We start from the raw sequence: 26,346 nt of genomic DNA on the forward strand, positions 1-26,346 counted from the left end.
GTCATGCTAGCTTCCCGGGCGGCGCGACGAAATGGCTTTGTGACCGCGGCTCGCCGCGTCAGCGCGTCTCGTTGGCGGCGACCTGCGCCGTCCGGCTGCTCACCGGCACGAAAGCCGGCTCGTCGACATATTTCAGCACCGCGGACTGATAAAGCACGAACAGCGGCTGATAGGTCCGCGCCGCCTCATCCTCGACCATGGCCATGCGGCGGTTGTCGAGCATCAGCCAGTGGCCGTCGAGCCTGGCGGCCGCGACCGCGTGCTCTTCACCAAGTTGCGTGTCGCGCACGAAAACGATGCGCAGGTCTTCAGCCGCGACGCCCGCGAGGCGGAGTGCGGCGAGCTTGGCGATGGCGTAGTCCTCGCAATCGCCGGCGCCGCGGTGGAAGGTGGCGAGAGGCGAGCTCCAGACATCATCGGAGCCGTCGTTGGTCGCCTTGATCGCGAGATTGATGGCGCGGTTGGCTTCACCGAGCCGGGCACGGCCTTCGCGGCTACGCGCCTGGTCGACGATGGCAAGCAGCTTCAATGCGGCGGGCGAGACGCAATTGTCGCGATCGCCGTCGCACAGCGCGAGCTGCACCATCTCGTCGTCGAGCTTGTCTTTCAGGTGAAACCACTTGTCGCGAACGCGGCCTGCGGAGATCGCGAAGGTAAACACGCCGAACGGTTCTGCGGATTTCCGCACGAGGACGGCGGCCCCGGGCGACAGCAGCGTGCCGGCGCGAAGGTTGCCGGCCGATTCAAACAGGATCAACCCGCACAAGAGCAGGACTGCGCGCCAGGCGCGCGAGTGAGCAACGGTCTCCATCTGACTTCCCCTGTCCAGCATCGGCAGGGACACCCCTGACCCGCACGTGCCGGCTTTGTTTCTGGTGCGGAGATACTGAGGGGAGGGCCGTTCTGTTCAGCTTAACGCAGCCGTCAGAGGGCCGAGAACCGCGCAACATGCTGAAACCGGTCTCGCCGGTTTGTGTAAAACTCTACGCGTCGAGTCGGGGAAGGCGGGTCCGTTGCCGGGCGGAACCAATTTCAGGGCTTGGCTTGAGTCGGCTGCCGAATCTGCCGCCTATGACTAATGACGGGCATATTGCGACATTCTTGTTAGCCAAGATCGCCGTTAGAACTCCGTATTTGCCGCGGTGCGGCGCCGGGAACTGCAAAGAGCAGATAACACGAGTATCTGTTCGTAAGTTTATACGTAAGAATACTTGAAGCGGTAGCATATGACGCCATCTTATTGAGACTATACTTATAAAAATTCAATAAGTTACTTTAGCGACCGGATGTGCCCATTGTCTCAGCGGCACCGGCCACATGGATTCACCAAACAATAATAAGCAATAGACAGTTTCGCTAAGGACTTGGTAATGATATACAAGCTTAGGCAGCCAATACTTCTTTAAAAATATTAACCTTTCTCGCGGTGCTTCCCCGTTGAATTACGCTGGCAAATTTGACGCCGCGCTCTCCTTGGACGGCCAGGGTTTTCACGCGCCTGCCAATGGCCATGTCGATTCGGTTTCCGTGACGGGTCATGGGAACGCGCCGCAGGGCGCGTTCGTGGTTCCCGATGCGAACCTTCTGTTCCATGGCGACTTCAAACGCGCCGGCGTCGATCTCGTGCTGTCCCATGACGGGCACGAGTTCGTCATTCACGATTACTTCAAGGGCGAGAAGCGCGGCGCGGTCGCTTCGTCCGATGGCGCCCATCTCACCGGCGACATCGTCAACGCGCTCGCCGGCAACGTCCAGTATGCGCAGGCGGCGTCCGGCGCGGCCGCCGCGCAGGTCATCGGCCACATCACCAAGCTGACCGGCAGCGCGACCGCGATCCGTAACGGCGTCTCGATCATCCTGAACAACGGCGACAATGTCGAGAAGGGCGACGTGCTCTCGACCGGGTCGGACTCGACCCTCGGCGTCACCTTTATCGACGGCACCGTGTTCGGCCTCTCCTCCAATGCGCGGATGGTGCTGAACGAGATGGTCTACGACCCCAACGGGTCGAACAACTCTTCGCTGTTGAGCCTGGTCGCGGGCACCATCACCTTCGTCGCCGGCGAAACCGCCAAGCATGGCGACATGAAGATCGACACGCCGGTTGCGACCATGGGCATCCGCGGCACCGCCGTGCTGACGGAGATCAGCTTTTCGGTTCCGTCGGGCGGCGGCGACCCGCAACCGCAGGCCAACTTCCAGGTGCTGGTCGAGCCGGACGGCACCACCGGCTCCTACATCCTGTTCGACAAGGTCACGCTGCTGCCGATCGCCACCGTCAACCAGGCGGGGCAGATGATCCAGATCAGTGGCGGCAACGTCTCGGTCACCAACGCGCTGCTGTCGCCGGACGTGCAGAAGCTGATCACGGACGTGTTCTCGCTGAAGTTCACGGACAACAACACCAACACCAAGCTGACGAACAACTCGACCGATTCGATCACGCAGGACGGCAACCTGTTGCTGATCAAGACGGCGAGCGGTGCGACCGCGCAAGCGACTTTCGTCACGGTCAACAACGGCAACAACGGGCAGTCGACCGGCACTTCCGACAAGCCGACGACCTACAGCCGTGTTCCCGGCGCGCCGGATGCACGCAGCCTCGATCTCCACGGCAACGTGAAAACGACGTTCGCGCTGTCCGAACTCGACGGCAAGACCGGTGTGACGACGCCCGATGCCGTCAGCGGCAAGATCACCTTCTTCGATTACAATCTCGGCGACAGGCCGACAGTGAAGGCGAATTTCGATTCCTTCACCTACCAGAACGCCAATCACGACGACGTCACGGCGGGGTTGTCGGACCTGCAAAAGGCCGACATCGCCGCGACCGAGGCCAAGATCAGCGTCGTTGCCGCCTCGGACAACACCAACACGGGCTCTGCGACCTGGACCTACAGCGTTCCGGACGGCGCCTTCGATTTCCTGGCTGCCGGCGAAACGCTGACGCTGACCTATCGGGTCCGCGTCGATAACAATTTCGCGGCCCTCAACGAAACCGCCTTCATCAACATCACCATCACGGTGACCGGCACCAACGACACGCCGGTGATCACCTCGAGCGTGCCGACCATCACCTTCGAGGGCGGCACCAGCGTGCCGGGTGGTCCGCTCACCTCAGAGGTGCCGACCTCGGGAAAGCTGACCTTTACCGATGTCGATCTTACCGACACCCACAAGGTGTCCGTGAAACTGACCGGCGCGACCCTGCCGGACGGCAGCACCGTGCCGCCGGGACCGCTCGCGATCTTCGAAAAGGCGATGTCGGTTGCGATCGATACCGACAGCACCGGGACGGGCGACGGCGTCATCGACTGGTCGCTCGCCGATCTGCCCGTCTACCTCGCCGACTTCATTCCGAAGGGCGAGATCCTGACGCTGACCTACACCGTGACGGTCACGGATTCGCAGGGCGCGACCGCCACCAAAACCATCACCGTCACCATCAAGGGCACCGACAGCCCGGCAGTGGTGTGGGTTGCGACATCAGAGGCTGGCTCTCCGCCTGGCGGGTTCTGGAAGGACGCCGCGAACTGGGAAACCGGCACCGTGCCGACGATCAGCGACGACGTCATCGTCATCACCGATCAGCTGCACGGCCTGACGCCATCCTATCCGGTCACGATCGACGAGGCGGCGTTCGCCAAGTCGCTGACCATGAACGATTTCGACACGTCCAAGGGGCATAGGGCTCCGGAGGTCATCAACCAGAGCACGCTGACGATCGCCGGAGCGCTCAATCTCAGCGCCGACTCGATCCTGACCAATTCCGTAGGCGCCACGATTTCCGTGGGCGGCAAGGCGGACATCCTGGACACCAGCGTGCTGAGCAATTCCGGCACCCTGACGCTCGCGGGTGGCGGCGACTTCGCCGCGGGCACCTCGATCATCAATGCCGGCACGATCGAACTCACCGGCGGCACGCTCAAGATGCTGGCCGACATCCACAATGCCGGGGGCACGCTCAAGGTTGATGCCGGTGCAACGCTGGACGTCGACGGCGGCACCATCGATAGCGGCAAGCTGATCATCGGCGGCACGTTGGTGCTGGAGGGGACGAGCGTCCTGGCCAACGGCAAGCTGGACAATTCCGGCGCCGTGACCGTTGCGGGGACGGCCGCGTTCGACAATGAGACCGTCGACAACGATTCGACGATCGAAATCCAGGCCGGTGCGACGCTGACGCTTGACCAGGAGACCACGGTCGACAATTCGTCCGGGACCATCACCGTCGACGACCATGGCGTGCTGGTCCTCAACTATGCCGAGATCACCGGCGGCACGCTGACACTGTCCGGTACGCTGGTCTCGACCGGCATCAACGCCATCAACGGCGCCGACATCACCAACACCGGCACCATCGACGTCACCGCCGGAACGCTGACGATCGACCCGGCGGTGCAGCACATCCTCACCAATCAAAGCCTCATCGAGGCGAATGGTGGCGAGATCGACATCACCGGCGACCTGATCATCAACACCGGGACGCTCGAGGCAATCAAGGGCGGCGCGCTCAAGCTCGACAAGGTCACTGTCACCAACACCAACGGGACGATGACGGTCGACGGTACATCGAAGCTGTATCTGTCCGACGTCACGATCAACGGCGGAAGCCTCGGCAATGCCGGCAACATCTACGCCGTCACCGGCAGCAACAGCATCACGGCCGCGGTCACCAACACCGGCACGATCGAAGTCCAGGCCGGCACGCTGGACCTGGCCGGCGGCCTTAGCGGCGTCGGCTCGCTGATCATCGACGACGGCGCGACGCTGGAGCTCGCCGGTGCTACGGCGCAGACCGTCACTTTTGCCGGCGGCACCGATACGCTCCAGCTCGACAATGTCGCGGGCCAGAGTTTTACCGGCACCATCGCCGGCCAGTCCTCGACCGGCGGCACGTTCAACGTCACCGGCGCCGGCAACGTCACCGCGACGAGCGGCGACGCGCTCGACTTCACCGCGACCGGCGGCACGATCGACGCTCCCGCCGACATCGTGCTCACGCCGACCGGCGTGCTGACGGGCGCGGCCAATGGCATCCTTGTGACCCAGAACGGCGTCGGCGACATTTCGCTGACGGCGACAAAGGACATCACGGGCCAGGGCGGCAACGGCATCTGGCTGCGCGACAGCGCGACCGGGTCCGGCAACATCACCGTGACCAATCTCACCGGCAAGGCGACCGGAACGGGCGCCAATTCGGCTGGTCTGCTCGTTGAAAATCTCAACGCGGCCAACGACGGCGACATCACGATCAAGCAGCTCGGTGGCGCGGCGGGCGGCGCCTACGGCATCGACGCTACGACCCATGGCGATGGCGACATCGCCATCGAAGCCGGCGGCAACATCACCGGAGGCACGGTCTACGGCATCCGTGCGCGTAGCTACGGCAGCGGCAGCGAGACCGTCACCACGGATGCGGGCACTGTCATCAATTCGGGCAGCTCCGGCATCGTCGCCGTCAATGAGGCGAGTGCGATCAGCAGCGACGCGCAAAGCTCGATCTTCGTCAGCGCACACGGAACGATCCATTCCGGGTCGACGAAGACCTCGAGCGGCTCTCTGCCTGCCGGTATTCTGGCCGGTTACGTGCCCGGCAGCACCAGCCAGTTCAGCGGTGCCGTCCATGGCGACGTCACCATCGAGAGCGACGCCACGATCACGGCGGATGCCGGCTACGGCATCGAGGCCTTCACCTGGGGTGTCGGCGACGTCACGGTGACGGCCGACAAGGGATCGTCGATCACGGCCGCCGGCGCGGCGATCGGCGCCTTCGATCATGGCGGCGGCAATGTCAGCGTCACCAATGACGGCCTTGCTACCGGCTTTGTCGGCCTCTCGGCCGTTGCCACCGGCGCCGGCCACGTCACCATCGTCAATGATGGCGATCTCACCGGCACCGGTGCGGTCGGCATCATCGTCACGCAGAACAGTGACGGCGCGACCGGCTCGACCGACATTATCAACACCGGCTCGGTCGTCGGCGCGGACGGCCATGCCGCGATCTTCATCCAGGAGAACGCCACCGGTTCGGCGCTGATCGACAATTCCGGCACCATCGGGCCCGCCAATTCGGACGCGGTGACCTCCACGACCTATGCCATCGTGGAGACCGGCGGCCACGTCACGATCGATAACACCGGCGATATCAACGGCAATATCCTGGTCGCCAGCGCGACCTTCAACAATGAGGCCGGCGGCACCTGGACGGTTTCGGGGACCAGCGTGTTCGGCGCCCTGTCCACGATCGGCAATGCCGGCGAGATCGATCTGCACGACGGCGCGTCGATCTTCGGCGCGGACGGTTCGGCCTTCGCCATCACCAATTCCGGCGAGATCGAAAGCTGGGGCACGACCTCCATCACCGGCGCCATCACCAACACCGGCAGCATCGAGATCGACAGCGGCACCATGACGCTGTTCGGCTCGCTGTCCGGCTCCGGCACCGTCACCATCGACGCCAACGCGACGCTCGAGGTCAACGCCACGGTCTCGCAGACCATCACCTTCTCGGGGAGCGGCGCCGAGCTTCAGATCGATACCGCGAGTTTCGCCGGTTCGGTCGCGGGCTTCGCGGCGACCGACAAGCTGGACCTGTCGACGATCACCTTCGACGGCGGTACCACCGCGACCTACGATGCGGAGACCGGCAATCTCGTCGTGAGCGATGCCTATGGCCACAGCATCGCCGTGAAGCTGGTCGGCGACTACAGCAACGCGCATTTCGCCGGCAGCGACGACGGGACCGGCCACACGCTGATCACGCTGAACGCCACTGACGACACGGCGTCGAACGTCGATGTGTGGACGGGAAGCGTCGACCAGAGCTGGAACAATGACGGCAACTGGTCGCTCGGTCATGCGCCCACCGAAACCGAGACCGCATCGGTCGATACCGACAGCACGGTCTATCTGGACCTCGGCAACCACGGCACCACGATCGGTGGGCTGACACTCAGCAGCGTGACCGAGCTCGACGTCACCGGTACCGCCTTCTCTCCGGAATCAGAAGGCTTCGGCTACCTGCTGCTGAACGGCAAGCTGGCGAATGACGGCCTGATCAATGTTCAGGGAGTTGCCCTCTACGAAGCCCACGACGTCACAAACACCGGGATCCTCGAAGCGGACGGTTCGAACGGACTGCTCTGGTTCGGTCTCGGGCAGGGCAATACGATCGACAACACCGGCGGCAAGATCGAAGCGACCAACGGCGGCGAGGTTGATTTTACCTCGTCTACGGTCAATGGCGGCGAGGTCGATGCCCTCGGCGAAGGGTCTCTCGTCTTTCTTTCCCAATCGATCCTCAATGGCACCAGCCTCAACAGCGACGGCAGCTCGTATTTCGAGGTCGGGGCGACGACGACCTTCAATGGCACCGACCATGCGATGGCCATCGACGCCCAGATCAACATCAATGGCTACGGCAAGCTCGTGCTCGATGGCTTCGTCAACGATTCGGGCGACGTCGATAATGCGGGTACGATCGTCGTCGAGACCGGACTGACCAGCATCCTCGGCGATCTCACCGGCTCAGGCAAAGTGCAGATCCTGGGCGCGAGCCTCGAGCTCGGCGGCACCTCTGATTCCGCGATCCAGTTCGTCGGCTCCGGCGTCGGCACGTTGCATCTGGACTCGACGTCGCACTTCACGGGCACCGTGACCGGCTTCAGCTATGGCGACAATATCGATCTCGCCGGCATCGACCCCAAGAGCGTGTCGCTGGTCTCGACCGAAGGCGGGCTCCAGGTCCATTACGGCTCGGGCGACGGCGACTACTTCACCATCACCGGCAATTACGACGAAACCGGCTTCAGCACGAGCAGCGACGGCAGCGGCGGCACCGAGCTCGTCTGGAGCCACCAGTCGCCGGTGATCGACACCACGCATTTCACCCATGTCCACGACGAGGCGACGAATACCGACACCATCACGGGCCTGTCGGTCGCGGGGTCGTCGACCGAAACCTACACGGTGACGGCGGAGACCGAGGGCGCGAAGGAAGGCACCGGCGTAACGCCGTCCTCCATCGACGGCGTCTCGCTCGACCAGGTCAATACGGCTGTCCACAGCGTGACCTATGATCCGGGCGCCACCCCGCCCGGTACCGACATGATCACCTTCACGGTGACCGACAGCCTTGGCGCCAGCGACACCGTCAACTTCATCTTCGACGAAGGCGGCTCGAACCCGGCCACGCTGACCGGCACCAGCGGCAAGGACGTCATCTTTGCCACCGAGTCCAGCGACACGCTGATCAGCGGCGGCGGGCAGGACCAGTTCGTGTTCGGCCCGGCGTCGACGACGGACGCCGTCCAGCACACGGTCTATGGCTTCGATACGACCCAGGACAAGATCGACCTGCGGCAGTTCGATACCATCAATTCGGTCGCCGACCTCACCATCACGCAGCAGAACGCCGACACGCTGATCACGCTGGACGATCACGAGACGATCCTGCTGAAGAACGTGGCCGCCGGCAATCTGCACGCCAGCGATTTCATCGTCTCGCACCACGGCACGACGTAGCGCGGGCCTCGTCTTGCCGTTGCGTTGCGGCAAAAAATCTTCAGATCGTCGCTTGCGGCCATGGCCATTTGCGTCCTGACGATCCAAGATCGAACCTGAGTGGATCACGGGAAGTCCAACAGGCATGAAGCGGCTCAGGATATGGCGGCGGTGGTTCGCGCGCAGGTTCGGCTATGCGCGGCTGGTCTGTCTTGCGCTGCTCGTCGGCTTCGCCGCCCTGCGTCTCGCCGATCCGGCGCTGGTCGAGGAGGTTCGCGTCCGTGCCTTCGACTGGTACCAGCGCCTCGATGCCCGTCAGAAGACCCAAAAGCCCGTCGTCATCGTCGATATCGACGATCGCACGTTGAAGGCGGTTGGCCAGTGGCCATGGCCGCGAACCAAGCTCGCCGAGCTCACCGCCAATCTGACGCGGCTCGGCGCCGCCGCCATCGGCTTCGACGTGATGTTCCCCGAGCCGGATCGGCTCAATCCCGATCTTGCCGTCGAGACCTTCCGCGATCTGGACGAGGCGACACGCGAGAAGCTGAGAGCGCTGCCGAGCAACGACCAGGCGTTTGCCGAAGCGATCAAGGGCTCGCGCGTCGTGCTCGGCGAGGCAGGCCTTCCCGTCAGCAACGCGGAACTCGACAAGAAGCTGCCGCAGACCGGCCTCGCGACGCTTGGTGAGGATCCGCATCCCTTTCTGTTCGAGTTCCCCGGCTTGCTGCGCAATATTGCCATTCTCGAAGGTGCTTCCGCCGGCCGCGGTTTGCTGACCATCAAGCCCGAGCGCGACGGCATCGTCCGGCGGCCGCCGATGATCGCGCAGGCCCAGGGCGTGATCCTTCCATCGCTGAGCTTCGAGATGCTGCGGGTGGTGTCCGGCTCCAACACCATGCTGGTCAAGGCCGATCGCGAGGGCATCGTCAGCGTCGGTGTGCCGCGCTTCTCGATCCCGACCGACAAGAACGGCCTGCTCTGGGTGCATTTCGCCCACCATGATCCCTCGATCTACATTCCGGCGATTGACGTGCTGGAAGGACGGGTCGCGCCGGACAGGATCGCGCAGCGGCTGGTGCTGATCGGCACCTCGGCGGCGGGACTGAACGATATCAAGACGACGCCTGTCGATCCCGCCGTGCCGGGCGTCGAAATCCACGCCCAGGTGCTGGAAAGCGCATTGACCGGCTCGATCATCTCGCGGCCGAACTACGCCACCGCGATCGAGTTCTTTGCCGCCATGATCATGGGCATCCTGGTGATCATCTTCGCTCCGAAGTTCGGGCCCGTCACGCTGGTCGGCGTCGGCGCGCTGTTCGCTTCGGTGCTGATCGGCTTCTCCGCATACTATTATGCGCGCTATCGGCTGTTGATCGATGCCACCTATCCGCTGTTCTCGACCACCGCGATCTATCTGACGCTGATCTTTGCAAGCTTCGTGCGCGAGCAGCAGCAGCGCAAACAGATCCGCGGCCATTTCGCGCAATACTTGTCGCCCGTTCTGGTCGAGCAGATGGCGCAGTCGCCAGAAAAGGTCGTGCTCGGCGGCGAGGAGCGTGAGATGACGATCATGTTTTCCGACGTGCGTGGCTTCACCACGATTTCGGAAAGCTACAAGCACGATCCGCAAGGCTTGATCGCCCTGATGAACCGCTTTCTAACCCCGTTGACCAACGTGATCGCTGATCGGAAGGGCTACGTCGACAAATACATGGGCGACGCCATCATGGCGTTCTGGAACGCGCCGCTCGACGATGCGCAGCATGAAATCAACGCCTGCGAGGCCGCCATCCAGATGCTCGAGCAGATCGACGCGGTCAACAAGGAGCGCGAGCAGGAGGCCGCCGACGGCGGCCATGTCTACATCCCGCTCAGCGTCGGCATCGGCCTCAACACCGGCGCCGGCGTGGTCGGTAACATGGGCTCCGATCTGAGGAAGAACTATACGGTGCTGGGCGACAGCGTGAACCTGGCCTCGCGCCTGGAAGGGCAGACCAAGGACTACGGCTTCCCGATCATCGTCGGCTCCAAGACGGCGCTCGCCGCCAAGGACAAGTTCGCGATCCTCGAGCTCGACTTCATCATGGTGAAGGGCAAGACCGAGCCTGAGGTGATCTATGCGGTCGCCGGCCGCGAGGACGTGATGCATTCGGCCGCCTTCCAGCGCCTGCGCAACATCACGATCGAGATGCTCGCCTGCTACCGCAGCCGCGACTGGCAGGGCGCGCTGGACGCGATCGAGCGCGGCCGCAAAAGCGAGGACGCCGACACGCTGGAAAAGCTATTCCGCCTCTACGAGGCACGCATCAGGCATTTCCAGACCAACCCGCCGCCGGCCGACTGGAACGGCGCCTATGCGCTGCTGACGAAGTAGCGGGGCGCGGCAGCGAATTCGGATTTCGTAGGGTGGGCAAAGGCGCACTTGCGCCGTGCCACCATCGTTCAGCATCGTTGATACAAGAGGTGGCACGCTTCGCTTTGTCTGTCCTACAATGCTTCTGACGAGTGGCGAGGTGCGGCAGCATATCTCAGTGTCGTCCTGGCTTTCGCCAGGACGACGACGGAATGTTTGGCGGGAGTTACCCGAGCCTCACTCAACCCCGATCGTCGTCAGGTCCTGGAACCAGTGCTGCGCCTGCACGAATTGCTTGATCTTCGGCGACAGCGCATGCGGGTTGGTGTCGTGGACGACCCAGACCAGCGCGGCGTCGTCGACGATCTCCGCGTGCGCCTGCGCCAGCAGCTCATCCTGCCTGGCGGTGTCGAACGTCTGCTTGGCCTCGTCGATCAGCGCGTCAACCTTGGGGTTCTTGTAGCCACCCCAGTTGACGCCGACCGGCGCGATCTGCCCCGAATGGAAGAAGCGTACGATGGCGTAGAGCGGGTCTGAGGTGACGTAGGCGATGTTGTTGGCGGTAATGCCCGTGTTGATCTCGTCGGCCGCACCCTTGCGCCAATGGTTGTAGAGCGTCTCGAGCTCGACCACCTTGAAGTCGATGTCGATGCCGATCTCCTTGAAGCTCTGCTGCAGGAACTCGTTCATCGGCAGCGACAGCATCTGGCCGGTGCCGCCCTGTGCGATGATGAAGGTGGTCTTCAGCGGCTTGTCCTTGCTGTAGCCGGCCTCCTCGACCAGCTTCTTCGCGGCAGCGAGGTCGTACTTCAGTTCAAACGTCGGCTTGCCGAACCACGGGCTCGACGGATCGACCTGCCCCTTCGCGGGCTTCGCAAGTCCGTTCATCAGGCCGACCACGGCGTCGCGGTCGATCGCGAGGTTGAGCGCCTTGCGCAGGCGGATGTCGGCCCAGGGCGAACCCGGCAGCACGCTGAGGTGATAATTCCACACATGCGGCGTGACGTTGTCGACGATCCTCATGCCCGCTGCTTTCAGTTGCGGCACGGCATCGGGTGCGGGCGTCTCGATCAGGTCGACTTGTCCGGCGAGCAGCGCGTTGGTGCGCGTCAGCGCCTCCGGCATCGGCACCAGCACGAGCCTGTCGACCTTCGGAATCCGCTTCTTGTTCCAGTAGTCCGGATTCTTGCTGAGCTCGGCGAGCTCGCGCGGCACGAGTTTGGTGAGCTTGAAGGGGCCGGTGCCGGAGGGCTGGCTTGCGAACTTGTCCCAATCCCTGCCCAGCTTCTCATATTGCGCCGGGCTCGACACCAGGAACCAGAGCATCTGGTAGGGAAAGAAAGAATCGACCGTCTTGGTCGTAATCTCGATCGTATCGTCGTCGATCTTGGCGTAGCTCGCGACGGAAGGAAGCCGCGTCTTCACCTGCGCGCTCTGCCGCTTGTCGAATTGCGGCGCCTTGTCGTTGAGCACCTTGTCGAGATTCCAGATCACCGCGTCGGCGTTGAAGTCGCTGCCGTCGTGAAACTTCACGCCCTTGCGCAAGGTGAAGCGCCATTTGGTCTGGTCTTGCTCATTGACCTTCCATTCGGTGGCGAGCCCCGGCACCAGCTTGCCCGGACGGTCCGCGACGTCCATCTCCCACGCAACCAGCGGGTCGTAGATCGTGTAGGCCGTGAACTGATAGGCGCCGGCGCCGCGATCGGGCTGGCCGGTGGTCAGCGGAATATCCGCCATCGAGATACCGTAACGCACCACGGTCTCGGCACGCGCCGCAATTGCGGAGCAAGCCAGCGCAAGCACGGCAAGACAAGTCGAGATTCGATTGCGCATGAGCAAGCTCCCAACGAAAAATCCGGAGCCGAACTTGCAATCTTGATGCCAGAATAGGCAGCGCAGCGCCTTCGCCCGCGCAGCATCACAAGGACTTGTCGTCGCAGGGGCAATTTGCAGAATAGGTTTCCCCATTGGCATAGCCATTGCATACGTTTGCATCAAAAATAATCATCGAAAGCCGGAAAAGGATTGAGGCGATGCTTATCGAAAAAACCACGCGCGCGGCATTGATTGCGGCGCTGGCGCTCACGACTGCCGCGGCCTGGCCGCGTGCGGTGAGTGCCGAAACGGTGCTGCGCATCGGCATGACCGCTGCCGATATTCCGCGCACGCTCGGCCAGCCCGACCAGGGCTTCGAAGGCAACCGCTTCACCGGCCTCACCATGTACGACGCGCTGACCATGTGGGACCTCTCGTCCGCCGAGAAGGCAAGCGTGGTGATCCCGGGGCTTGCGACCGAGTGGAAGGTCGATGACGCCGACAAGACCAAATGGACCTTCAAGCTGCGCCCCGGTGTCACCTTCCATGACGGCGCGCCGTTCAACGCCGATGCCGTGGTGTGGAACGTCGAGAAGGTCTTGAAGCAGGACGCTCCGCAGTTCGATGCCAGCCAGGTCGGCGTCACCGCCTCGCGCATGCCGACGCTCGCCGCCGCGAAGAAGATCGACGACATGACGGTGGAGCTGACGACCAAGGAGCCCGACAGCTTCCTGCCGATCAACCTCACCAACCTCTTCATGGCGAGCCCGGCGAAGTGGCAGGCTCTGTATGACAAGGCGGAAGGCGCTGACGCCAAGGCGAAGTCGCAAGCAGCCTGGGGGGCGTTCGCCAAGGACGCGTCGGGCACCGGCCCGTGGAAGATGTCGAGCTTCACGCCGCGTGAGCGGCTCGAACTCGTCAAGAACGCCAATTATTGGGACAAGGCCCGCGTGCCCAAGGCCGACAAGATGGTACTGCTGCCGATGCCGGAAGCCAACGCGCGCACCGCGGCGCTGTTGTCCGGCCAGGTCGATTGGGTGGAGGCGCCCGCGCCGGACGCGCTGCCCGAGATCAAGCAGCGCGGCTTCGTGCTCTATACCAATGAAGAGCCGCATGTCTGGCCCTGGCAGTTCTCGCGCGTCGAGGGTTCGCCGTGGAACGACATCCGCGTGCGCAAGGCCGCCAACCTCTGCGTCGATCGCGAAGGCCTCAAGGACGGCCTGCTCGCGGGCCTGATGGTGCCGGCGAGCGGCACCTTCGAGCCCGGCCATCCCTGGCGCGGCAATCCGAGCTTCCAGATCAAATACGACAAGCCGGCTGCGCAGAAGCTGATGCAGGAGGCCGGTTACGGTCCGAACAAGAAGTTGACGGTGAAGGTGCAGACCTCGGCGTCCGGCTCAGGCCAGATGCTGCCGCTGCCGATGAACGAATATCTCCAGCAGGCGCTCGCCGAATGTTATTTCGACGTGCAGCTCGACGTCATCGAGTGGAATACGCTGTTCACGAACTGGCGGCGCGGTGCCAAGGATCCCAGCGCCAACGGCTCGAATGCAACCAACGTCACCTATGCGGCGATGGATCCGTTCTTCGCGCTGGTGCGCTTCCTGCAATCCGGCATGGCGCCGCCGGTCTCGAACAACTGGGGCTTCATCAACAATCCCAAATTCGATGAGCTCGTGAAGAAGGCACGGCAGACGTTCGATCCCGCCGCGCGTGATGCGGCGCTCGCGGAGCTGCACGCCGCGTCCGTCGACGACGCCGCCTTCCTCTATGTCGCCCACGACGTCGCCCCGCGCGCCATGAGCCCGAAAGTGAAGGGCTTCGTGCAGCCGAAAAGCTGGTTCGTCGACTTCTCGCCGGTGTCGATGACGCCGTAGTTCGCGCAACACGCTCGCTGCACCCTCTCCCCTTGCGGGAGAGGGTGGCTTCGCGAAAGCGAAGCCGGGTGAGGGGTTCTCTCCGCGGATACTCCTCTCGCATTGAAACGACAGTATCCGCGGATAGAACCCCTCATCCTGCGCGCTTCTCGCGCGCCACCTTCTCCCACAAGGGGAGAAGGAAGAAGAGAGACAACGTGCTCGCCTATATCGCCAGACGCATCGTCTATGTCATCCCGATCGTCATCAGCGTCGCGCTGGTGTGCTTTCTGCTCGTGCACATCACGCCGGGCGATCCGCTCGTCGCCGTTTTGCCCGCCGATGCGTCCCAGGACCTCGCCGCGCAGCTCCGCGCTGCCTACGGCTTTGACCGGCCGCTGCCGGTGCAGTTCGGCCTCTGGCTGTTGCGCGCGCTGCATGGCGATCTCGGCAATTCCATCGCGACGGGGCGTCCCGTGCTTGCCGAGGTGATGCGCGCGGTCGGCAACACCGTGACGCTGGCGATTGCGGCCGCCATCATCGGCTTCACAATGGGGATCCTGCTTGGCCTGATCGCCGGCTATTTCCGCGAGACCTGGGTCGACAAGCTGGCGACATCCTTTGCCATCGCCGGCGTCTCGGTGCCGCATTACTGGCTCGGCATGCTGCTCGTCATCATCTTCTCGGTCGAGCTGAACTGGCTGCCCGCGGTCGGCGCCGGCCCCGGTGGCTCCGGCGCCTGGGCCTGGGATTGGGCACACCTGCAATATTTGGTGCTGCCGGCGATCACGACATCGGTGATTCCCATGGGCATCGTCACCCGTACCGTTCGCGCGTTGACCGGCGACATCCTCAGCCAGGATTTCGTCGAAGCGTTGCGCGCCAAAGGCCTGCGCGAAACCGGCGTATTCCGCCACGTCATCAAGAACGCCGCGCCCACCGCGCTTGCGGTGATGGGTCTCCAGCTCGGCTACATGCTCGGCGGCTCGATCCTGATCGAGACGGTGTTCTCCTGGCCGGGCTCGGGCTTCCTGCTGAATTCCGCGATCTTCCAGCGCGACCTGCCGCTGTTGCAGGGCACGATCCTGGTGTTGGCGCTGTTCTTCGTCTTCCTCAACCTGCTGGTCGATATCGCGCAAGCCGCGATCGATCCGCGCATCAAGCGGGGCTAAGGGGATGAGATCGAGCCCAGCTATGGCCGCGAAGGCGGTGCGCTCCCTCCCCCGCTTGCGGGGGAGGGTTGGGGAGAGGGTGTCTCCTCAATCGAGGGCCCCCAAGAGGAGAGAGCCCTCACCCGGCGCTTCGCGCCGACCTCTCCCGCAAGCGGGAGAGGTTAAGCGAGCCCGCGGCTTGCATCGAGCCGACCAACAGCCGTCGGGAGCTAGCCGATGAGCGAGCTCCCACTTCACGCCACCAATGACGCCGCGCTGCAGGCTGCGCCCGCCACGAGGGCGCGCGGCTATTGGGCGACCGTTGGTCGCCGCATTACCCGCGACAAGGTCAGCATGGCCTGCGCGCTGGTGCTGATCCTGATCTTCCTGTCGGCGATCCTTGCGCCATGGCTGGGTCTCGAGGACCCCTACAAGGGCTCGATGATCCGCCGCCTGCGCCACATCGGCACGACCGGCTATCCGCTCGGCACCGACGAGCTCGGTCGCGACATGCTGGCGCGGCTGGTCTATGGCGGCCGACTCTCCCTCGTCATCGGCATTCTGCCCGTGATCCTCGCCTTCGGCATCGGCACCTCGCTCGGCATCATTGCCGGCTATGTCGGCGGCAAGCTCAACACCGCGATCATGCGCACGGTCGACGTATTCTACGCCTTCCCTTCGGTGCTGCTGGCGATCGCCATATCCGGCGCTCTCGGAGCCGGCATCCTCAACTCCATCGTGGCGCTGACCATCGTGTTCGTGCCGCAGATCACCCGCGTCGCCGAAAGCGTCACCACCGGCGTGCGCAACATGGACTTTGTGGAAGCTGCGCGGGCGTCCGGTGCCGGGCCCTTCACCATCATGCGCGTGCACATCCTCGGCAACGTGCTCGGCGCGATCTTCGTCTATGCGACCAGCCTGATCTCGGTGTCGATGATCCTTGCCGCCGGCCTGTCCTTCCTGGGGCTCGGCACAAAACCGCCGGAGCCGGAGTGGGGACTGATGCTGAACACCCTGCGCACCGCGATCTACGTCAACCCCTGGGTCGCGGCATTGCCGGGCGCGATGATCTTCGCGGTCTCGATCTGCTTCAACCTGCTCTCGGACGGCCTGCGTAGCGCCATGGACATCAGGAACTAGGACATGAGCGAGACGAATCTTTCCGTCGAGACGCTCGCGCCGGTCGAGGATCGCGGCGGCGTCGCGCAGCCGCTGTTGAGGGTCACCGGCCTGACCAAGCATTTTCCTGTGCGCGGCGAGCTGTTCAGTGCGAAGCGCACGGTGCGGGCCGTCGACAACGTGTCCTTTTCCGTTGCCAAGGGCGAGACCGTCGGCATCGTCGGCGAGTCCGGCTGCGGCAAGTCGACCACCGCGCGGCTCCTGATGCATCTGATGCCGCGCGATGCCGGCGACATCATCTATGACGGCATGACCGTCGGCCAGGCGCTCAGCTTGCGCGAGCTCCGCCGCGGCATGCAGATGGTATTCCAGGACTCCTATGCCTCGCTCAATCCGCGCCTGACGATCGAGGAATCGATCGCCTTCGGCCCCAAGGTCCACGGCATGGCCGACGGCGCGGCGCGGGCGCTGGCGCGCGAGCTGCTCGGCAAGGTCGGGCTACGTCCGGAGAATTTCGCCAACCGCTATCCGCACGAGATCTCCGGCGGCCAGCGCCAGCGCGTCAACATCGCGCGGGCGCTGGCGCTGTCGCCGCGGCTGGTGATCCTCGATGAAGCCGTTTCTGCGCTCGACAAGTCGGTCGAGGCGCAGGTGCTCAACCTGCTTGCCGACCTCAAGCGCGAGTTCGGCCTGACCTATCTGTTCATCAGCCACGACCTCAACGTGGTGCGGTACATCTCGGATCGCGTGCTGGTGATGTATCTCGGCGAGGTCGTCGAGCTCGGCCCGGTCGATGCGGTCTGGGACGCGCCCGCCCATCCCTATACGCGCGCGCTGCTGGCGGCGATGCCGTCCTCCGATCCCGACCAGCGCACCGTGACGCCGCCGATCTCGGGCGATCCGCCCAACCCGATCGATCCGCCGTCCGGCTGCCGTTTCCACACCCGCTGTCCGTTCGCGGAGCCGCTCTGCGCAAAAGCCACGCCAAAGCTCACTGCGCTCGATACAATGGGCCACGAGGCCGCGTGCTATATGGCGATCCCGCGATCGGGCCACAGCCGCGCGCCGCAAGAGGGAGCAGCATGACAAAACCGACTGCAAAAGACATCAAGGCCATGGCGGACACGGCCGGAGTGCCGGTGGACGAGGAGACCGCAACCCGCATCGCCAACTCGATGGGTCCGGTATTCGACGGCTTTGCGACCATCGCCGGCACGCTGCCGATGGACCTGGAGCCTGCGCTTTTCGTGATTGCGCAAACCATCAAGGTTCCGGCATGAGCACCGAACCCGCATTGATGTCGCTGACCGAGATCGCGCGCGCGATCGCGATGAAGCAGGTGTCCTCGCATGAGGTGACGCGCGCGCTGTTGCATCGCATCGCGCAGTGGCAACCGCATCTCAACGCCTTCATGGCTGTCGAAGCCGAGGCCGCGCTGAAGGCGGCGGAAGAGGCCGATGCGTCGCTTGCCAAAGGCGAGGTGCGCGGTCCCCTGCACGGCGTACCGCTCGCGCACAAGGACATGTATTACGACGCGGGCAAGATCGCGACCTGCGGCTCGCTGATCCGCCGCGACTATGTCGCCACCACGACATCGACGGCGCTGCAGCGCCTGAAGGATGCCGGCCAGGTCCGGCTCGGTACGCTGCAGATGGCCGAGTTCGCCTATGGGCCGACCGGCCACAACAGCCATTATGGTCCGGTGCGCAATCCCTGGAACGTCGCGCACATCACCGGCGGCTCCTCGTCGGGCTCGGGCTCGGCGGTCGCGGCGCGGCTGACCTTCGCCGCGCTCGGCTCCGACACCGGCGGCTCGATCCGCATGCCCGCGAATTTCTGCGGCGTTACCGGCTTGAAGGTGACCTGGGGCCGCATCAGCCGCGCCGGCGCGATGCCGTTGTCGCAATCGCTCGACACAGTCGGCCCGCTGGCGCAGACAGCGGAAGATTGCGCGCTGCTGCTCGCGCTGATGGCGGGACCTGATCCTGAGGATCCGACCGCGAGCGCCGAGCCGGTGACGGATTACGTTGCCGCGACAAAAGGCTCGCTGAAGGGCCTCAAGATCGGCGTGCCCGCATCCTTCTATGTCGACGATCTCGACGGCGAAGTGGCGCGCGTGCTCGACGAGACCATCGCTGTGCTCAAGCGCGAGGGCGCCGACATCGTCAAGGTCGAGTTGCCGGATCAGCGCCAATTGTCGGCAGCGAGCCAGCTCGTTCTGGCGGTCGAGGCCGCAGCCTTCCACAAGCGCTGGCTGATCGAGCGTCCGCAGGACTATGGTGCGCAGGTGTTGATGCGGCTCCAGAACGGGCTTGCGGTTCCCGCCATCACCTATCTCGAAGCGATGCGCTGGCGCGGGCCTGCGCTGGCTGCCCATCATGCGGCAACCGCCGGCGTCGATGCGGTGATCGCGCCGGTATCGCCGATATCGGCGCCGACGATCGCGGAGAGCGATGTCGGTGGCGGCGCAAATGCGCCGGTGCTGTTGCAGCGCGTGACGCTGTTCACCCGTCCGGTGAACTATCTCGGCCTGCCGTCGCTGGTCGTGCCATCGGGCTTTACCAGCAGCGGCTTGCCGGTCGGCATGCAGCTCATCGGCCGCGCCTTTGATGAAGCGACCCTTCTCACCATCGGCGCCGCGTTCCAGCGCGCGACCGACTATCACGCCAGGGTGCCGAAGCTGCCGTCATGACAAAGCTCGTCGAGATATCAGGCCTCAACATCCGCTTCACCGGTGAGCGCACGGTCTTTGCCGTGAACGATCTCGATCTCTCGCTCGGTGACGGTGAGGTGCTGGGCCTGCTCGGCGAGTCCGGCTCGGGCAAGAGCGTGACGCTGCGAGCGCTGATGCGGCTGTTGCCGAGAAAGCGCACGCAGATCTCGGGCGCCGTCAACGTCATGGGCCGCGACGTGCTCGCGATGAGCGACGAGGAGCTTTCCGCGTTCCGCGGCCAGACGGTGTCGATGATTTTCCAGGAGCCAGCGCTGGCGCTCGATCCGGTCTACACCATCGGGGCCCAGATCGCCGAGAGCGTGGTGCGTCACGAAGGCAAAAGCTATGCGGAGGGCAGGGCGCGCGCGCTTGAGATGCTCGAGGTCGTGCGCATCCCCTCCGCAAAGCGCCGGTTGGACGCCTATCCGCATGAGATGTCCGGCGGCATGCGCCAGCGCGCGATGATCGCGCTGGCGCTCGCCTGCCGGCCGAAAATCCTGCTGGCGGACGAGCCGACCACCGCGCTTGATGCCACCGTGCAGATCCAGATTCTCTTGCTGCTGCGCGAGCTGCAACGCGAGTTCGGCATGTCCGTCATTTTCGTCACCCACGACATCGGCGTGGCGATCGAGATCTGCGACCGTGTCGCGGTGATGTATGCCGGCCAGATCGTGGAGCAGGGGGCCTTGCGCGACATCGTACGCGCGCCGATGCACCCCTATGCCAAGGGCCTGCTCGCCTCGACCATCCACGGCGCCAAGCGGGGGCAGCGCCTCGAGACCATCCCCGGCACCCCGCCCTCGCTCGCAGAGAAGCCGCACAACTGCTCCTTCGCCCCCCGCTGCGCCGTCGCCCAGCCGCAATGCCTGGCGCAGTTGCCTGCGAATGTGGAAGTAGGACCGGGCAGGGCGGCGCGGTGCGTGCTGGCCGAATCAGCGACGGTTCCTTCGTAGCTAGCCGCTGCCGGTGTGAGTTGACGAGCAGCCACATGCATACTGCGCTCCCTCCTTGCGGGGGAAGGGGGAGCCACGAACGCCGGCGCCCGCGACCCCTCTCCCCGCAAGGGGGAAATGAGAGAGGGGTGCGCCCTCACTTCAAAAACCCTCTATGTCAGCAGGCAGTTGCCGCGATCCACCGGGCGACGCCCCGCCGGGCCAATTCTACTTTGCATTGGGGTGTTTTCGACCTTTTGGCGGGGTGTTGCCTCCTGGGGAGAGGCGAAAGGGCATTCAGTTCCCATTCATCCCCCGCAGGGTTCCATGCGCCCCCATTCACGGAGAGGGACTTCAACTTATGTACATTTCTGGCCAAAGCCTCATCGTCATCCTGTTCGTCGGCCTGGTTGCCGGCTGGCTTGCTGGCAAGGTGGTACGCGGAAGCGGGTTCGGCATTATCGGCGACATCGTGATCGGCATCGCCGGCGCGTTTGTCGCGAGCTTCCTGTTCCCGAGGCTCGGCATCCATCTCGGCGTCGGACTGGTCTCGGAGATCATCTACTCCGCGATCGGCGCTATCATTCTGCTTCTGGTGGTCCGCCTGGTGCGCGGCGGCGGGCGGCTCTAGCGGTTCGCTCCGAAAAACCGGCTGCCGCGATGACAAATTCAGCGCGGCAGCCGGAAAAGCTGTGGAATTTGTGGATTTGCGCCGCAGCGCGGCCGCTGGAGGTTTTGAGCCAGATTGTTGATTGACTGTCGTGCATTGGACGATAGCCACAAACGCGATATTAATCCGGGGCGAGTACCCGAAATTCAGCTTTTGAAATCAGGGGTTTTTCCCCTCATCCGATGAGAAGCGACTGATGGCAGCGGTTCCCGGCTTACGCCGTTCCGAGCTCGGCGACGCCTTGCGCGCCTGCCGCGCTGCGTTCCTCGGCGTCGGCTTGATGAGCTGCATGATCAACCTGCTCTATCTGACCGGGTCGATTTTCATGCTGGAGGTCTACGACCGGGTGCTGCCGAGCCGCAGCATCCCGACGCTGGTCGGCCTGATCATCCTGGCCGGCGGTCTCTACATCGCGCAAGGCGTTCTGGACCTGATTCGCGGCCGCATCCTCGGCCGTATCGGCACGTCGCTCGACGAGGCCCTCAACAAGCGCGTGTTCGACACGATCGTGCGCCTGCCTCTTCTGGTCGGCAGCCGCAACGAAGGCCTCCAGCCGCTGCGCGACCTCGACAACGTCCGTTCCTTCCTCGGCAGCATGGGACCGAGCGCGTTCTTCGACCTGCCGTGGCTGCCGCTCTATCTCGCCATCTGCTTTGCTTTCCATTGGCTGATCGGCGTCACGGCTTTGGTCGGTGCGATCATTCTGGTTGGTCTCACGCTGGTGACGGAGTTCATGTCCCGCCGCCCCGCGCGCGAGGCGACGAGCCTCGCCGCACAGCGCAACGATCTCGCCACTTCCAGCCGCCGCAATGCCGAGGTGCTGGTCGCGATGGGCATGGCCGGCCGGCTCAACCAGCGCTGGAGCGAGGCCAACGAAAAATATCTCGCCGGCAATCAGCGCGCCAGCGATGTCGCCGGCGGTCTCGGTGCCATTGCAAAAGTTCTGCGCATGATGCTGCAATCGGCCGTGCTCGCGGTCGGCGCCTCTCTCGTCATTCATCAGGAGGCGACCGCCGGCATCATCATCGCGGGCTCGATTCTCTCGGCGCGCGCGCTCGCGCCGGTCGATCTGGCGATCGCCCACTGGAAGTCCTTTGTCGCCGCACGGCAGAGCTGGCACCGGCTCAGCCGACTGATGGAGCAGATTCCGGCCCAGTCGTTGCCGACCCAGTTGCAGGCGCCCTCGAGCCGCCTCGCGGTCGAAGGCGTCAGCATCGTGCCGCCGGGCGATCAGCGCATCATCGTGCAGGACGTGACATTCGTGGTCAGTGCCGGGATGGGCCTCGGCGTGATCGGCCCGAGCGGTTCCGGCAAGTCGTCGCTTATCCGCGCGCTGGTCGGCGTCTGGCAGCCGGTGCGCGGCAAGGTGCGGCTCGACGGCGCGGCGCTCGATCAGTGGGCCTCCGACGTGCTCGGCCGCCACATCGGCTATTTGCCGCAGGACGTCGAGCTGTTCGCGGGCAGCATCGCGCAGAACATCAGCCGGTTTGATCCCGACGCGACCTCTGATGCCATCATCGCCGCGGCCAAAGAGGCCGGCGTGCACGAGATGATCATCAAGATGCGCGAGGGTTACAACACCCAGGTCGGCGAGCAGGGTGCGGCGTTGTCCGCCGGCCAGGCGCAGCGCGTGGCGCTGGCGCGCGCGCTCTACGGCAATCCGTTCCTGATCGTGCTCGACGAGCCCAACTCCAACCTCGACACCGAAGGCGACGAGGCCTTGACGCGCGCGATCCGCGCCGCGCGCGAGCGCGGGGCGATCGTCGTTGTCGTGGCGCATCGACCGATCGGCGTCGAGGCGGTCGACCAGATCCTGGTGCTGCGCGATGGCCGCATGCAGGCCTTCGGACCGAAGGAGCAGGTGCTCGCGCAGGTGCTCCAGCCGCGCGTCGCCCCGCCGGCGCCGCCGATCAAGATCGTCAGCGAAGGCGGAGTGGCCAAACCATGAGCACGATGACGATGGCGGGTGCCAAGCCCGCGGCAAAGAAGCGAAGCGTGCGGCAGTCGATCAGGTTTCACCTGCTGCTCGGTCTTGGGATCGTGCTGCTGCTCGGCGGCGGGCTCGGCGGCTGGGCTTCGACCGTGCTGATCTCCGGTGCGCTGATCGCGCCGGGGCAGATCGTCGTCGAATCCAACGTCAAGAAGGTGCAGCATCCGACCGGCGGCGTGGTCGGCGAGGTGCGTGCCCGCGACGGCGACCTGGTCAAGGCCGGCGATATCGTCGTGCGGCTTGACGACACCGTCACCAAGGCGAACCTCGCCATCGTCACCAAGAACCTCGACGCCGCCCAGGCGCGCGCGGCGCGGCTCCAGGCCGAGCAGCGCGGTCTTGCAAAGATCGAATTCCCGCAGGGGCTGGTCGACCGCGCCAACGACGCCGACGCGGCGACGCTGCTCGCCAGTGAAGGCAAATTGTTCGACGTCCGCGTCAATGGCCGCGCCGGACAGAAGGCGCAGCTTCGTGAGCGCATCCAGCAGCTCAACGAGGAGATCGAGGGTTTGAAGGCGCAGGAGACCGCCAAGGACAAGGAGATCGCGCTGGTACAGCAGGAGCTCACCGGCGTCCGCGATCTCTATGACAAGCACCTGGTGCAGCTCTCGCGCCTGACCACGCTGGAGCGCGACTCGGCCCGCCTCAACGGCGAGCGCGCGCAATACATCGCCTCACGCGCGCAGGCCAAGGGCAAGATCACCGAGACCGAGTTGCAGATCATCCAGGTCGACAAGGACATGGTGAGCGAGGTCTCCAAGGATTTGCGCGAGACCAACGACAAGATCGGCGAGCTGATCGAGCGCAAGGTGACCGCTGAGGATCAGCTCCGCCGCGTCGATATCCGCGCGCCGCAGGACGGCATGGTGCTGCAATCGACCGTGCACACCGTCGGCGGCGTCGTCACCGCCGGCGACACCCTCATGCTGATCGTGCCGCAGCAGGACGACCTCCAGGTCGAGGCCAAGGTCAATCCAACCGACATCGACAAGCTGCAGGTCGGACAGAAGACGTTGCTGCGCCTCTCCGCCTTCAACCAGCGCACCACACCGGAGCTGAACGGCGTCGTGAGCCGCGTCTCGCCCGACGTCACCACGGATCAGCGCACCGGGCAGAGCTACTACACCATCCGCGTCTCGATGCCGCCGGAAGAGGTCGCCCGCCTCGGCGAGGTCAAGCTGATCCCCGGCATGCCGGTCGAAGCCTTCGTGCAGACCGGCGACCGCACCATGCTGTCCTATCTGATGAAGCCGCTGCACGACCAGCTGATGCGGGCGTTCCGGGAGAAGTGAGGGGAAGGGGGACCCGTCCTCCGCCGTCATTGCTTCGCTGCGCTCCTCGCAATGACGGGTTGCAATAGGGCGCATCGTTCTTGCTATACTCGCGCTGTTCAGCACGAAGCGACGCTAGGCACATGCATCACGCCCCGATCCAGACCCCGCCGGCCATCGCCACCGAAGCCTTCACCGATGCGAGCCTTGCGGTCGCCCGGCTCGAGGAGATCTACGAGCGCAACACGAAATTCCTGCGCGATCACTTCGAAGCCTATCTCAACGGCGCACCACCGACGACGCGCGTGCGGGCGTTCTACCCGTTCGTCCGCATCACCACCGCCACGCATGCGCGGCTTGATTCGCGCCTGGCGTATGGCTTCGTTGCAGGACCCGGCGTGCACGAGACCAGCGTGACGCGGCCGGACGTGTTCCGGACCTATCTCACCGAGCAGATCGGCCTGCTGATCAAGAATCACGGCGTGCCGGTCGAGATCGGCGAGTCCTCCGAGCCGATCCCGATTCATTTCGCCTATCGGCGGGACATCAACATCGAGGCGGCGATCAGCACGGGCGATACCTTCGGCACGCGACTGATGCGCGACGTATTCGACACGCCCGATCTCGCCGCCATGGATGATGCGATTGCCGACGGCACGCTCGCGCTGCCGCCCGGAGCGCCGGAGCCGTTGGCCCTGTTCCGCGCGGCGCGCGTCGACTATTCGCTGCGGCGGCTCTATCACTACACCGGCACCGATCCCGAGCACTTCCAGAATTTCGTGATCTTCACCAACTACCAGTTCTACGTCGATGCCTTCGTGCAGCTCTGCCAGCAGCGGCTCGCCTCGGGCGAGGATGGCATCGATGCCTTCGTCGGGCCCGGCAACGTGATCACCCGCAACGCGCGGTTGGGCGGTGGCACCAGCGGGGTTACGCCCGAGCGTGCGCCGCAGATGCCGGCTTTCCATCTCGTCGAGCCCGGCTATCAGGGCATCACCCTGATCAACATCGGCACGGGGCCTTCCAATGCGCGGAACGTCACCGATCATGTTGCGGTGCTGCGGCCGCATGCCTGGCTGATGGTCGGGCATTGCGCGGGCCTGCGCAACACGCAGCGGCTCGGCGATTACGTGCTGGCGCATGGTTACGTCCGCGAGGACCACGTGCTCGATCAGGAATTGCCGCCCTGGGTACCGATTCCGGCGCTTGCCGAGGTGCAGGTCGCGCTCGAGGAGGCGGTTGAGGAGGTCACGGGATTGTCCGGCTTCGAGCTCAAGCGCCTGATGCGAACCGGAACAGTCGCGAGCGTCGACAACCGCAATTGGGAGATCAGCGGCGCTGCGGTCATTCACCGCCTGTCGCAATCCCGCGCCGTCGCGCTCGACATGGAATCGGCGGCGATCGCCGCCAACGGCTATCGCTTCCGCGTTCCCTACGGCACCTTGCTGTGCGTCTCCGACAAGCCGCTGCACGGCGAGATCAAGCTCGCGGGGATGGCGAGCGCATTCTACCGGCAGCGCGTCAGCCAGCATCTCGAGATCGGCCTGAAGGCGCTCGAACGGCTGAAGCACCAGGAGTCCGAACGCTTGCATTCGCGCAAGCTGCGCAGCTTTGCCGAAGTGGCATTTCAGTAGCGCGGTGCTCGCGCGCGCTTAGGGCAGCGAAACTGTCATACGCAGCACTGACGTCTGCGTGAGCGCACAAGTGCTCCGGAATATTCACCGCAGGAGCAGGGTTTTACACGTCGTCCGGGGCTCCAAGGCCACAGGAGCAGACATGAGCAATTCCCTGATCAGGTACGTCGTGCTGGGAGCATGTGCTGTCTCTTATACACATTGGGGGGTGTTTTGGTTGGGGGGGGGGGGGGGGGGGGGGGGGGGGGGGGGGGGGGGGGGGGGGGGGGGGGGGGGGGGGGGGGGGGGGGGGGGGGGGGGGGGGGGGGGGGGGGGGGGGGGGGGGGGGGGGGGGGGG

General features: G+C 64.6%; 16 protein-coding genes. 14 read left to right on the forward strand and 2 right to left on the reverse strand.

Features of this window, described 5'->3' with window-relative positions; genetic code table 11:
- Positions 1–58 precede the first annotated feature (58 nt).
- Positions 59–811: a transglutaminase-like cysteine peptidase gene (locus ACV1FX_RS36320; protein ID WP_473122341.1), complete on the reverse strand. Its 753-nt coding sequence runs from the start codon at positions 809–811 to the stop codon at positions 59–61.
- Positions 812–1,437: 626 nt separating this feature from the next.
- Here ACV1FX_RS36320 and ACV1FX_RS36325 point away from each other — a divergent pair.
- Positions 1,438–8,526, forward strand: a complete 7,089-nt coding sequence (locus tag ACV1FX_RS36325) for a FecR domain-containing protein (protein WP_473122342.1) — start codon at positions 1,438–1,440, stop codon at positions 8,524–8,526.
- Positions 8,527–8,650: 124 nt separating this feature from the next.
- Positions 8,651–10,879 (forward strand): CHASE2 domain-containing protein, encoded by a 2,229-nt coding sequence (locus tag ACV1FX_RS36330; RefSeq protein ID WP_473122343.1) that lies wholly within the window; start codon positions 8,651–8,653, stop codon positions 10,877–10,879.
- Positions 10,880–11,095: 216 nt separating this feature from the next.
- Here ACV1FX_RS36330 and ACV1FX_RS36335 read toward each other — a convergent pair whose 3' ends face one another.
- On the reverse strand, positions 11,096–12,691 hold the full coding sequence (locus tag ACV1FX_RS36335; protein WP_473122344.1) for an ABC transporter substrate-binding protein: 1,596 nt from the start codon (positions 12,689–12,691) through the stop codon (positions 11,096–11,098).
- A gap of 200 nt (positions 12,692–12,891) precedes the next feature.
- Here ACV1FX_RS36335 and ACV1FX_RS36340 point away from each other — a divergent pair, with 200 nt between their 5' ends.
- The 12 genes from ACV1FX_RS36340 to ACV1FX_RS36395 all read left to right on the forward strand — a co-directional run.
- Positions 12,892–14,550 (forward strand): ABC transporter substrate-binding protein, encoded by a 1,659-nt coding sequence (locus tag ACV1FX_RS36340; protein ID WP_473122345.1) that lies wholly within the window; start codon positions 12,892–12,894, stop codon positions 14,548–14,550.
- A 197-nt stretch (positions 14,551–14,747) separates the two neighbouring features.
- Positions 14,748–15,701 (forward strand): ABC transporter permease, encoded by a 954-nt coding sequence (locus ACV1FX_RS36345; protein ID WP_473122346.1) that lies wholly within the window; start codon positions 14,748–14,750, stop codon positions 15,699–15,701.
- A gap of 216 nt (positions 15,702–15,917) precedes the next feature.
- Positions 15,918–16,820: an ABC transporter permease gene (locus tag ACV1FX_RS36350; protein ID WP_473122347.1), complete on the forward strand. Its 903-nt coding sequence runs from the start codon at positions 15,918–15,920 to the stop codon at positions 16,818–16,820.
- 3 nt (positions 16,821–16,823) lie between these two features.
- Positions 16,824–17,885 (forward strand): ABC transporter ATP-binding protein, encoded by a 1,062-nt coding sequence (locus ACV1FX_RS36355; RefSeq protein ID WP_473122348.1) that lies wholly within the window; start codon positions 16,824–16,826, stop codon positions 17,883–17,885.
- Positions 17,882–18,079 carry a hypothetical protein gene (locus ACV1FX_RS36360; protein ID WP_473122349.1) on the forward strand — a complete coding sequence of 66 codons (198 nt, stop codon included), beginning with the start codon at positions 17,882–17,884 and terminating at the stop codon, positions 18,077–18,079. The genes ACV1FX_RS36355 and ACV1FX_RS36360 overlap by 4 nt, the downstream gene beginning before the upstream one ends.
- Entirely contained in the window at positions 18,076–19,491 is a 1,416-nt protein-coding gene (locus ACV1FX_RS36365) for an amidase (protein WP_473122350.1), read from the forward strand. The genes ACV1FX_RS36360 and ACV1FX_RS36365 overlap by 4 nt, the downstream gene beginning before the upstream one ends.
- Positions 19,488–20,465, forward strand: coding sequence for an ABC transporter ATP-binding protein (locus tag ACV1FX_RS36370; protein ID WP_473122351.1), 978 nt, complete (start codon positions 19,488–19,490; stop codon positions 20,463–20,465). The genes ACV1FX_RS36365 and ACV1FX_RS36370 overlap by 4 nt, the downstream gene beginning before the upstream one ends.
- Before the next feature lie 340 nt (positions 20,466–20,805).
- Positions 20,806–21,075 carry a GlsB/YeaQ/YmgE family stress response membrane protein gene (locus ACV1FX_RS36375; protein WP_027521372.1) on the forward strand — a complete coding sequence of 90 codons (270 nt, stop codon included), beginning with the start codon at positions 20,806–20,808 and terminating at the stop codon, positions 21,073–21,075.
- Positions 21,076–21,310: 235 nt separating this feature from the next.
- Positions 21,311–23,062 (forward strand): type I secretion system permease/ATPase, encoded by a 1,752-nt coding sequence (locus ACV1FX_RS36380; RefSeq protein ID WP_473122352.1) that lies wholly within the window; start codon positions 21,311–21,313, stop codon positions 23,060–23,062.
- Positions 23,059–24,396: an HlyD family type I secretion periplasmic adaptor subunit gene (locus tag ACV1FX_RS36385; protein WP_473122353.1), complete on the forward strand. Its 1,338-nt coding sequence runs from the start codon at positions 23,059–23,061 to the stop codon at positions 24,394–24,396. Before ACV1FX_RS36380 ends, ACV1FX_RS36385 begins: the two co-directional genes overlap by 4 nt.
- Positions 24,397–24,518: 122 nt before the next feature.
- Positions 24,519–26,009 (forward strand): AMP nucleosidase, encoded by a 1,491-nt coding sequence (locus ACV1FX_RS36390; protein ID WP_473122354.1) that lies wholly within the window; start codon positions 24,519–24,521, stop codon positions 26,007–26,009.
- 142 nt (positions 26,010–26,151) lie between these two features.
- On the forward strand, positions 26,152–26,346 hold a 195-nt coding region (locus ACV1FX_RS36395), incomplete at its 3' end, for a hypothetical protein (protein ID WP_473122355.1).

It is taken from the genome of Bradyrhizobium ingae (assembly GCF_055791185.1).

Bases quoted from the DNA above. Each gene is read 5' to 3' on its own strand.
- ACV1FX_RS36320 (WP_473122341.1), bottom strand. From the start codon at position 811: ATGGAGACCGTTGCTCACTCGCGCGCCTGGCGCGCAGTCCTGCTCTTG.
- ACV1FX_RS36330 (WP_473122343.1), top strand. From the start codon at position 8,651: ATGAAGCGGCTCAGGATATGGCGGCGGTGGTTCGCGCGCAGGTTCGGC.
- ACV1FX_RS36335 (WP_473122344.1), bottom strand. From the start codon at position 12,691: ATGCGCAATCGAATCTCGACTTGTCTTGCCGTGCTTGCGCTGGCTTGC.
- ACV1FX_RS36340 (WP_473122345.1), top strand. From the start codon at position 12,892: ATGCTTATCGAAAAAACCACGCGCGCGGCATTGATTGCGGCGCTGGCG.
- ACV1FX_RS36350 (WP_473122347.1), top strand. From the start codon at position 15,918: ATGAGCGAGCTCCCACTTCACGCCACCAATGACGCCGCGCTGCAGGCT.
- ACV1FX_RS36355 (WP_473122348.1), top strand. From the start codon at position 16,824: ATGAGCGAGACGAATCTTTCCGTCGAGACGCTCGCGCCGGTCGAGGAT.
- ACV1FX_RS36360 (WP_473122349.1), top strand. From the start codon at position 17,882: ATGACAAAACCGACTGCAAAAGACATCAAGGCCATGGCGGACACGGCC.
- ACV1FX_RS36365 (WP_473122350.1), top strand. From the start codon at position 18,076: ATGAGCACCGAACCCGCATTGATGTCGCTGACCGAGATCGCGCGCGCG.
- ACV1FX_RS36370 (WP_473122351.1), top strand. From the start codon at position 19,488: ATGACAAAGCTCGTCGAGATATCAGGCCTCAACATCCGCTTCACCGGT.
- ACV1FX_RS36375 (WP_027521372.1), top strand. From the start codon at position 20,806: ATGTACATTTCTGGCCAAAGCCTCATCGTCATCCTGTTCGTCGGCCTG.
- ACV1FX_RS36380 (WP_473122352.1), top strand. From the start codon at position 21,311: ATGGCAGCGGTTCCCGGCTTACGCCGTTCCGAGCTCGGCGACGCCTTG.
- ACV1FX_RS36385 (WP_473122353.1), top strand. From the start codon at position 23,059: ATGAGCACGATGACGATGGCGGGTGCCAAGCCCGCGGCAAAGAAGCGA.
- ACV1FX_RS36390 (WP_473122354.1), top strand. From the start codon at position 24,519: ATGCATCACGCCCCGATCCAGACCCCGCCGGCCATCGCCACCGAAGCC.